The sequence below is a fragment of the Actinomadura rubrisoli genome (genome assembly GCF_004349215.1).
Taxonomy (GTDB): domain Bacteria; phylum Actinomycetota; class Actinomycetes; order Streptosporangiales; family Streptosporangiaceae; genus Spirillospora; species Spirillospora rubrisoli.
This window is the reverse complement of record NZ_SMKU01000353.1, coordinates 1-9,694: the sequence shown is the minus strand read 5'-3', so window position 1 is coordinate 9,694 and position 9,694 is coordinate 1. Positions and strand designations below refer to the sequence as shown.

The window sequence follows — 9,694 nt, the reverse complement described above, 5'->3', positions numbered from 1 at the left end:
GGCCGTCCGCGGCGTGGCGGCGGCGGAGGACGCCGCGGCTCACGTACGCGTACAGCGTGGCGGGTTTCACACCGAGCCGGTCGGCGGCCGCCGCCGCGTCGATCCAGCCTTCCACCTGCGCGTCCTCGAACGTTCTGGCGCCGGCCAGTTCCAGGACGTCGCGGCCGCGATAGCGGGGACGGTCGGGGCCCAGTTCGGTGATCGCCGACTCGATCGCGAGTTCGCCGGGGCCGGGTGGGCGGCGGGGTCTGCCGCGCCGGGCCAGTTCCTCCACCTGGGCCGCGTCGAAGAGGCTGCGGCGGCCGTCCGCGGCGTGGCGGCGGCGGAGGACGCCGCGGCTCACGTACGCGTACAGCGTGGCGGGTTTCACACCGAGCCGGTCGGCGGCCGCCGCCGCGTCGATCCAGCCTTCCACCTGCGCGTCCTCTGCCACTGCCACCTCGCTGACATTGATTTTGATCAATATTGATACATATGGATCCGGATGTCAATGTGAGGTGCATGCCTCAGATCCATTTCCTCGACGTCACCAACCGCGACGGCGTGCAGACGGCCCGGACCGGGCTGTCGAAGTTCGGCAAGACGATGGTCAACTTCTATCTGGGACGGCTGGGCGCGGCGCAGTCGGAGATCGGGTTCCCGTTCCTGTTCCATGAGGTCCCCTACGTGCGGGCGCAGATCGCGCTGGCGGAGGCGGGCGCGTTCGGCGGGCTGCGGCTGTCGGGGTGGTGCCGGGGCGTCGCGCAGGACGTGGAGAAGGCCGTCCAGGTGAGGGCGGGGGACGTCGGGCTGGCGCACTACAACTTGTCGATCTCCACGTCCGACTACATGATCGCGAACAAGTTCCGCGGACGGCTGGACCGGGCCGCGATCGTCCGCGAGATGGCCGGGGCCGTCCGCGCCGCGAAGGCGGGCGGGGCGGCGACCGTCGGGGTCAACGCCGAGGACGGCTCGCGCACCGACGACGGGTTCCTGACCGAGTTCGCGCTGGCGGCGAAGGAGGCGGGCGCCGACCGCGTCCGGTACTGCGACACGATCGGCGGCGACACGCCAGACCGTATCCGCGAGCGCTTCGCCAAGCTGGCGTCCACGGTGGGGATGCCCGTCGAGACGCACTGCCACAACGACCTCGGCCTGGCCGTGGCCAACTCCATCTCGGGCGCGCTCGGCGACCTGGAGGCGGGCCAGGACGCATGGATCAACACGTGCGTGAACGGGATCGGCGAACGGTCGGGCAACGCCGATCTGCTGTCGACGATCCTCGCGTTCCGCCACGGGTTCGGCCTGCAAGAGCACGGTGCCGAGATCGGGGATCCGATCGACATGTCCTGGGCGCGCCGGTTCGCGCTGTGGGCGAGCTACGCGTTCGGTCAGCCGCTCCCCTACAACCAGGTGGGTGTGGGACGGAACGCGTTCGCGCACGAGTCCGGCATCCACGCGGACGGTGCGCTGAAAGACCACGGCAACTACGAGCTGTACGACGAGGAGACGCTCGGCCCGTTCCCGGCGGACTGGCACGCGCGGCAGGGACGGGTCGTCCTCACCGGCGAGTACGGCGGCAAGGCCGATTCAGGCACGTGATGGACGGCCTGGGCATCGAGCCCGTGGACGAGGACCTCGCGTTCAAGCTCGTCCAGCTCTGCAACGCGCAGACGGGCCGTCCGCTGACCGATGACGAGCTGCGGCTGATCGGCGGCTACCCGCGTGAGCTCGCGCTGCTCTTCCCCGGTCAGCTCGACGATTAGGGCGGCGGCCTCCGGTTTGTCAGCGGCGGGCTCTACGTTCTCGGGCATGGCGACCACCACGGCGCATGCCTACACATACGCGCGCCCATCCGCGCTGGACGGCGGGCTCCTCGGCCTGGCCACGTCGGGCGGGACGACGGCCACCGGTCCGCGGCCGCATCCGCACTTCTTCAGCGGCATCCTCACGCAGGCGGCCCCGGCCGCGGCGGCGCTGCTCGCCCTGGCCGACGTCGCCCAGACCCGCTACTTCCAGCCGCGCCCCACCGGGTTCCGCGACCCGGTGGTGACCTGCAACGGCGACCGGCTCCGGCTGGAGTCGTTCTCGGCCTGCGGCGGGGTGTACGCGCGGCTGGACGTGCTGGAGCCCGCGATGGACGGGGACGTCCACGAGCGGGGCACCACGAACGTGGACGTGAACGGGCCGCTGCGGGAGGCCCTCGCCCGGGTCGGCGGCTCGGATCCGCTGCATCTCGCGGTCGGCGCCGAAGAACTCGCGGTGACGACGCTGGACGGCGCGGTGGTCGAGAAGAAGGTGCCCTTGCCGGAGCGGTGGCTGCGGGGATTCGCCGAAGTCCAGGTGATTACCGCCGGGTTCGACCCACGCGCGGAACTGAGCGCCCCGGACGCCGTCCGGTTCCTGCGGTCACTGCCCAAGCGCGCGCGGGACGTCCTGTGGGCGGTCCCCTCCGGACGGACGATGCGGATCGCGTCCCGTCCAGCGGCCGGAGCGGTGTGCCTGGCCGACCCTAACCGGCTGCGCACCATGTTGCCGCTACTGCGCTTCGCCCGCGCGCTGCGCGCATATGGCCCGCCCACGCCGTCCGGCCAGGTGTCGAGCGTGTGGGAGCTGGAACTTCCCGGTATGCGGTACGTGCTGACCCTGTCTCCCCAGCACTCGCGCGGGTTCTCCGGTGAGGGCGCCGTGCTGGAGGACCTCGCCACCGATCAGGCCGCAGCCGACGCCGATCTCGTCGGCGCGCTGCTGTCGTTCGAGCCGCGCGTCGACCCAGACCTCCTCTCCGAGCGGTCCGGTCTCGACCTGTCGCGGACGAAGGCGGCGCTGACCCAGCTCGGTACGTCCGGACGAGTGGGGTTCGACGCCGCCGAGGCAGCCTTCTTCCACCGCGAGCTTCCCTACGACCCCGCGCGCGTGGCGAACCTCAATCCGCGCCTGCGGTCGGCGCGCGCGCTGGTCGAGGACGGTGCCGTCCGGTTCCTCGACCAAGACACGGCGATCGTGACGAGCAACGGAAGCGACCGCCGCGTCCGCTACGACGGCGGCCGTGTGACCTGCACGTGCCCCTGGTGGTTCGACCATCGGGGCGAGCGCGGCCCGTGCAAGCACGTCCTCGCCGCCAAGATCGTCCGGCGGGACGGCGGGCTCGTCCCGGAGACCGGTGGCCCGCCGTGGCAGAAACCGGCACCTAAGCGGGCGGAAACCGGCAATGCTGGCGCGGAGCCCGGCACCTTCCCGCCTTAGGCCGCGGCCGGACGCCCGGTCACGGGGCAGAGCGTGCCCGTCAACCCCTAGCACCCCTGGAAGCGGCAGATGCACACCTGGCCCGACATCCGCGCCAAGATCGACGCCGGTGATCTCCCGGCGGTCACGTCGATGCTGGTCGAACTCCCCCGGCCCGAGCGCCGCGCGGTCGCCAAGGAGCTGCCCGGCAGGCTGAAGGAGATGCGCGCGGCGGCGGTCCTGAGCGATGAGGTGACGCGGCCGCTGCTGGTGGCCGGTGCGGGGACCATCGGCGGCGCCGCCGAGGCGGCCGCCTGGCTGTGCCGCACCGACCTGCGGCTCGGCTGGGACGCGAACCGGTACGCCGATCTGTGCTCGGCGATCTGCGCGGTCACGGCCGACCGTCCGGCCAAGTGGCGCGGCGACGTGGCCAGCCGCGTCGCGAGACGCCTGGTCGTCGGCGATCAGGCCGGGCGGACGCCGCAACTGTGGCACATCGCCGCGGCGCTCACCCTGGCCGCCGAGGCCGCGCCCCCGGTCTCGGACGGCTTCGTCGTCGGCTGGCTGGCCGACGACGTCCATCCCATGACGCTCGCCGAGGACCCCTTCCTGGACGCGCTCGTCCCCCGGCTGTTCTCGGCGATCGGCGTCGGCGCGGCCCTCGCCCGGGACGCGGGGCGGGGCGAGCAGGGCATGGCCCAGGAAGGCGCCCAGTACACGTGGGCCGGTTCCCTGGCCGCGCTCGCCCGTGCGGGACGGCTCGACCCCGCGGCGCTGCTTGACGGCTGCCTGAGCCGTTTCCTGCTCGGCGGCACGGCCCACACCCTCCGCTGGTTCGTCCGCCTGCACGACGCGCTGGAACCCACCGACGAGGAGGTGGCCGCCCGGGTGCGCGACTACGTCCGCCTGCTGCCCGCCGCGCCGCCCAATGTGGCGGACCTGGCACTGCGCGCGATCCGCCGGGCCGACGACATGGGACGGCTGGACGAGGCGCTCTTCGAGGAGGCCGCCGGCGCACTGTTGTTCCGTCCAGAGAAGAAGCTCGTCCGGGCCACCCTCATCTGGCTCGACCGGACCGCCGGCAAGCGCGAACGGGTGGACGCGACGCTGCGCGCCGTCACCGCCGTCTTCGACTCCGACGCCATCGAGACGCAGGAACGCGCCGCGAAGATCGCAGCGAAGCACATGGGCAAGGCGGGCAAGCAGGTCCGCGCCGAGGTCCTGTCGGCGGCCGCGCCCCTCCCGCCCGACCTGCTCGAACCGATCACCGCCACGTCCGCCCCGAGCGACACCGGCGCCAAGGAAGGCCGGCGCGACACCTCTTCCGAGTCCGCCCCGGACGACGACGCCGCGTTCGGGGGAAGCGGCCTCTCTGCCGCGTCCCGTACACGCGGGGCTTCTGGCGGCGTTTCCCTTTCGGACGGGCCGCCGCCGTTCCGGCCTCGGGAGCTGCCGCCGCCGATCGGCTCTCCGGCCGAGATGGCCGAGGAGTTCCCCGGCCGCGGCGCGCGAACATGGGCTGACACCGAGCGCTTCCTCGCCGCGCTCGTGGAGCTGTCCTTTCGCGACTTCGCAGGGACCACCGAAGCCTTGGGACGGATCGTTCAGGAAACCGCCCCGGGGTTGACGCAGGCGGCCGAGTCCCGCTACCACGACGACACGGACGGGGTCGCGTTGGCCGTGCGGGCCTTGTTCGTCGTCCGGCGGCCACGATGGTTCCATAGCGCGCTGGCTTCCTTCCGCAGGAGCCGGTCGCGGGCCAGGGGACGGTCTTCCCATCCGCCGATCCACCAGTTCCTCGCCTGGCGGATGCAGGAGGCCGCCTCGCTCGTCGGGAAGGTCCCCGTCCTGCTCGCGACCGCGACCTCCGCGTCCGGCCATGTCGACCCGGGCGTCCTGGTCGACCGGATCGGACGGTACGAGGAGGCGGGCGCCGATCCCGGTGCCGCCGACCTGCTCCAGGCGCTGCTGCGCGTCCCCCGCGAGATCGACCCGGCCGCCGTGGCCCGCGCGCAAGGGCTCGGGTCCAAGGCCGGACGGGCCGTGGCGTCCTGGCTCGCCGGCGGCGGGCTCGCCGATCCGGCCGTCGAGTGCGAGATCGTCAAGGAGTCCGTCGTGCGGCGCCACGGCCGGGACGTCCATCCGCCGAACGGCGTGCTGTCCGTCGTGGCCACGGGCGGGGACGCCCCGTCCGATGTCTCCCGCCTCTGCGACCTCCCCCTGGACACGTCCTGGAAGGACCTGCCCTATTACCACGGGCCCACCGCCTGGTGGCCGCCCACGCTGCCGTCCCACCGCGAGGTCGTCGCCGCCCACCTGCTGCCGTACGCGGCGGGCAGCACCGATGACGCCTGGGCCGGGCAGGCGCCCATCCTCTGGGGCGAGGAGTTGCCGGTCGTCGCCGTCGCCGAGGCGGACGGTCCCGCCGGCGCCGCCACCGGCGCCCTCCTCGCGTACGCGCTGGCGAGCCCGCGCCCGGAGCAGCGCGCCAACGCCGTCGACGCGCTACTGGTTCTCAGCGGACGCGGCCACCTGCCCGCCGCCGAGTTCGGCGACGCTTTCGGCAGGCTCACCGCCCTGCGTCGCGTCAAGCTCACCCGGATCGTCAAGGGGCTCGGCGACGCCGCCGACGCGGGCGCGCACGCCGACATCTGGACGGCCATCGCCGCCGCGCTCCCCCACGTCCTGCCCGAGGCCGACGGCCCCACGCCCTCGGGCGTCCATGACCTGATCGCCCTCGGCACCCGCACGGCCCGGGCCTCCGAAGCGCGCGCGGCCATCCCCGCCCTCGAAGCGGTCGCCGGACGCGGCGGAACCAGCCGCCTCGTCAAGGAGGCCGCCCGCCTCCACCGCACCCTGACCACGCCTTAGCCCCTGGAGACGGCCGATGCAGATGTGGAACGACGCGATCCGCGCGGGCGACACCCGGACCGTCGTCGCCCTGCTCGGCACGCTCACCGAGGCCGACCGCCGCGCGCTGGCCAAGGAGCTCCCGGGCCTGCTGAAGGAGCTCCTCGCGGCCTCGGACTGCGGTTTCCTGACGGACGAGGTGGAGCCGCTGGTGGTGGCCGGTGCGGGCACCATCGGCGGCGCCGGGGCGACGGCCGCCTGGCTGTGCCGTTCCGACCTGCCACTTGGCTGGGCCCGGGACAGGTACGCCGGCATCTGCTCGATTCTCCGCGCGGTCACCGCCGGCCGTCCGGCCGAGTGGCGCGTCGACGTCGCGCACCGCATCGCCGCCCGCCTGCGCCTCGACGCCGCCTACGGCCGGGTCCAGCCGCTCTGGCACGTCGCGGCCACGCTCACAACAGACGCACACTCTTTGGCGGACGGCTTTGTCATCGGATGGGTGACGGACGGCGCTCACCTTGAAACACTCGCCGACGACCCTTTCCTGGACGCGCTCCTGCCACGGCTGTTCGAGACCGAAGGGGTCGGTGCCGCGCTGGCGAACGAAGGCGCGCGCGCCAGACGGGCGGCGTCGCACACCTGGAGTGCGTCCCTGGCCGCGCTCGCCCGGACCGGCCGCGTTGACCGCACGGTGCTGCTGGACGGGTGCGTCCGCCGGTTCCTGCGCGGCGGGACGGCCCACACCCTGCGGTGGTTCGTCCAGCTCCACGGCATGCTGGAGCCCACGGACGACGAAGCGGCCGTCCGTGCCCGCGACTACGTCCGCCTTCTGCCCGCCGCGCCGCCCGCGGTAGCCGACCTGGCCCTGCGGGCGGTCCGCCAAGCCGACGACCTCGGACGCCTGGACGAGGCGCTCTTTGAGGAAGCCGCCGCCGCGGTGCTGTTCCGTCCTGAGAAGAAGCTCGTCCGGACGGCCCTCACCTGGATCGATCGGACGGCCCGCAAGCGCGACCGGATCGACGCGTCCCTGCGCGCCCTCACCACCGCCTTCACCACCGACCTCCGCGAGCGCGCCGTCAGGATCGCGGCGAAGCACGCGGCCGCCGCCGGTCAGGAGGCCCGCGAGCGGCTCCGTGCCGAGGCCGCCCACCTTCCGGCCGACCTGCGCGACACGATCGCCGCCGTGGCCGGCCCCGTCGAGGCCAGGGCCGCGGCCCTGCCGCCCTCAGGCGCGCCGCCGTTCGTCCCTCGCGAGCTGCCGCCTCCGATCACCTCCCCGTCCGAGCTGGCCGGCGAACTCGCCGTCTCCATGCGCGACGAGCCGGCGTGGGACACCACTGAGCGCCTCCTGTCCGGGCTCGTCCGGCTCGCCTTCGACGATCCCGGCGCGACTCGCGAGGCGCTCCTCAAGGTCGTCCTCCGGGAGGACGACCGCGCCCTCCACCTCGCCAACGAGCACGGCTGGGTCCCGCTCTCCGTGCGGGCCCTGCTCCTCCCCGGACGCCCGGTGCGCCTCTACGACGCGCGGGCGGCCTTCCTCAAGGGCACCTCGTGGTACGCGGGGACGGCGTCGACGCCCCTGCCGCACAGGTTCCTCGCCTGGCGGATGCGGGAGATCGCGTCCACGGTCGGCAAGGCGCCCGCCCTCCTCGCGACCCCCACGGCGCCCAGCGGCCATGTCGATCCCGGCATCCTCGTCGGACGGCTCGAACTGCTGGAGGCGGCGGGCGTCCAACCGGGTCGTGCCGAGCTCGCGCAGGCCATGCTCCGCGTCCCCCGCGAGATCGATCCCGCCGCCGTCACCCGCGCGAAGGGCCTGGCGTCCCGGGCCGGGCAGGCCGTGGCGGCCTGGCTCGCCACGGGCGGCGACGGCCGGGCTGCGCTCACCAGTGTGACAGCGGCGTCCGACATCGCCCGCATCTGCGACCTCACCGCCCAGGCGGCCTCCCAGTCGCCCGGCAACTGCGGGCCGGTCGACTGGTGGCCCGCCCTGCTGCCGTCCCACCGCGAGGTGACCGCCGCCCACCTCACCCTCGGCATTCGCACCGCACACGACGCCGGCGCACGCGCCACCGTCCCCGCCCTCGAAGCGGTCGCCGCACGCGGCGGATCCAGCGTCCTCGTCCAGGAGGCGGCCCGCCTGCATCGCATCCTCACAAGCCCTTGAAGCACGCAACCTCCGGGCGCCTGCCGGTGTTGAAAGAAATGACGGACCCGCATGGGAGGCTTGACGGGCCGTCGGGAAGGAGCGCTGGAACCATGAACGACACCCTCGCGTTCGGCACGGTCGACACCGTGCTCGGACGCCTGCTCGTGGGCGAGACGGAGACGGGGATCGTCTCCCTGCACTTCCACGACTCCCCTGCCGCGCGCACCCGCACGGCCAAGGCGGCGGGGCTCCCGGTCGTGGACGCCCCCGACCGGCTGGCCCCCGCACTGTCCGCCCTGCGCGACTACTTCTCCGGCGACCTCAAGACGTTCGAGCTCCCGATCGACTGGCGGCTCACGTCCGACGTCCAGCGCCAGGTCCTGACCACGCTGTACACGACGGTGCCGTACGGGAACGTCCTCACCTACGGCGAGCTGGGCGAGCGCAGCGGCACCGGCGTGCACGCCCAGGTCATCGGCCAGGTGATGGGCAGCAACCCGATCCCGCTGATCGTCCCGTGCCACCGCGTCGTCGCCTCCAACGGCCTCGGCGGCTACAGCGGCGGCTCAGGCGTCGAGGTCAAGCGCTGGCTCCTCACGCTGGAAGGCTCCGTCCCCGCCACCCTCGACTGGGACCTGACCCAACCCCCGTAAACCCTTCAAACCCCTGCTCTGCGCGGCCCGGCGAGCCGAGCCGGATCGAACGAGACCTCGAACGGCTCGCTCAGTCGCAGCGCACGCCCGGCGCACACCCGCTGTGCCTGGACGTACTCGCCCCCCTTGAGCACGAGCACCTCCACGCAGGGAGCCCCGTCCCCGGTCAGCTCGACCCGCAGGAAGGTCGGAATGCCCGCCGCCGCATACATCCGCGGCTTGTCCGTGTAGTCCCGCCGGCGGTTGCTCCTCCCCGGGCTGACCACTTCGGCCACCAGATGGATGTGGCGCGGGTCGAGCGCGACGGTCGCGGCGACCATGATCGCGGTGTCCCCGACCACGACGTCCGGGATCGCTCCCTCGTCGACGCAGGGCACGTTGGCGCCCTCGGTGACCTCAAGGTCCTCCGGCCTTGCGTCATCCAGGATGCGCGCCAGCCGTCCGGTGCAGAGCTGATGGCTGGTCGCGGCGAAGGGGCTCACGACATAACACCCGTCGATCAACTCGACGCGCTGCTTGCTCTCCGGCAGCGCCAGCCAGTCCTCGACGGTGAAACCATCGCGATGAGGCATTGGCTCGGCAGGAAAGGCTGATGCCACGCCTCAACACCTCCATCCGAACCCGGTCTGTACGGACGAACGCCCGAAGATGACCACACTGTGCGTTTATTTGATTACGTCGAGAGACTCTAGAGGTGCAGCGCTCGCGGCGTCGGTCGAATCCGGGGCACGTTGGCGCCCTCGGTGACCTCAAGGTCCTCCGGCCTTGCGTCATCCAGGATGCGCGCCAGCCGTCCGGTGCAGAGCTGATGGCTGGTCGCGGCGAAGGGGCTCACGAC

At 72.9% G+C, this 9,694-nt stretch carries 8 protein-coding genes; 6 read left to right on the top strand and 2 right to left on the bottom strand.

The features are described 5' to 3' along the window. A partial coding sequence (locus E1298_RS50815) for a helix-turn-helix transcriptional regulator (RefSeq protein ID WP_243726084.1) occupies positions 1-439 on the bottom strand: 439 nt, incomplete at its 3' end. A gap of 62 nt (positions 440-501) precedes the next feature. On the opposite strand from E1298_RS50815, the gene E1298_RS39095 reads away from it, so the two are divergent. The 6 genes from E1298_RS39095 (at position 502) to E1298_RS39075 (ending at position 8,856) form a co-directional block, all read left to right on the top strand. Further along, positions 502-1,581, top strand: coding sequence for a homocitrate synthase/isopropylmalate synthase family protein (locus E1298_RS39095; RefSeq protein ID WP_243726083.1), 1,080 nt, complete (start codon positions 502-504; stop codon positions 1,579-1,581). Further along, a complete protein-coding gene (locus tag E1298_RS50810) occupies positions 1,578-1,745 on the top strand; it encodes a hypothetical protein (RefSeq protein ID WP_243726082.1) in 168 nt (55 codons plus the stop codon). The genes E1298_RS39095 and E1298_RS50810 overlap by 4 nt, the downstream gene beginning before the upstream one ends. Positions 1,746-1,791: 46 nt before the next feature. Continuing rightward, a complete protein-coding gene (locus E1298_RS39090; RefSeq protein WP_131902432.1) occupies positions 1,792-3,225 on the top strand; it encodes an SWIM zinc finger family protein in 1,434 nt (477 codons plus the stop codon). A 69-nt stretch (positions 3,226-3,294) separates the two neighbouring features. Next, entirely contained in the window at positions 3,295-6,075 is a 2,781-nt protein-coding gene (locus tag E1298_RS39085; protein ID WP_131902431.1) for a DUF7824 domain-containing protein, read from the top strand. Positions 6,076-6,091: 16 nt separating this feature from the next. Continuing rightward, positions 6,092-8,221, top strand: a complete 2,130-nt coding sequence (locus E1298_RS39080) for a DUF6493 family protein (RefSeq protein WP_131902430.1) — start codon at positions 6,092-6,094, stop codon at positions 8,219-8,221. A 92-nt stretch (positions 8,222-8,313) separates the two neighbouring features. Continuing rightward, positions 8,314-8,856, top strand: coding sequence for a methylated-DNA--[protein]-cysteine S-methyltransferase (locus tag E1298_RS39075; RefSeq protein WP_131902429.1), 543 nt, complete (start codon positions 8,314-8,316; stop codon positions 8,854-8,856). A 5-nt stretch (positions 8,857-8,861) separates the two neighbouring features. Here the strand turns inward: E1298_RS39075 and E1298_RS39070 are convergent, their stop codons facing one another. Next, a complete protein-coding gene (locus tag E1298_RS39070; protein ID WP_131902428.1) occupies positions 8,862-9,428 on the bottom strand; it encodes a Uma2 family endonuclease in 567 nt (188 codons plus the stop codon). Between the last annotated feature and the right edge of the window lie 266 nt (positions 9,429-9,694).

Coding starts and splice junctions, on each gene's coding strand:
- E1298_RS39080 (WP_131902430.1), top strand. CDS start 6,092: ATGCAGATGTGGAACGACGCGATCCGCGCGGGCGACACCCGGACCGTC.
- E1298_RS39075 (WP_131902429.1), top strand. CDS start 8,314: ATGAACGACACCCTCGCGTTCGGCACGGTCGACACCGTGCTCGGACGC.
- E1298_RS39090 (WP_131902432.1), top strand. CDS start 1,792: ATGGCGACCACCACGGCGCATGCCTACACATACGCGCGCCCATCCGCG.
- E1298_RS39070 (WP_131902428.1), bottom strand. CDS start 9,428: ATGCCTCATCGCGATGGTTTCACCGTCGAGGACTGGCTGGCGCTGCCG.
- E1298_RS39095 (WP_243726083.1), top strand. CDS start 502: ATGCCTCAGATCCATTTCCTCGACGTCACCAACCGCGACGGCGTGCAG.
- E1298_RS39085 (WP_131902431.1), top strand. CDS start 3,295: ATGCACACCTGGCCCGACATCCGCGCCAAGATCGACGCCGGTGATCTC.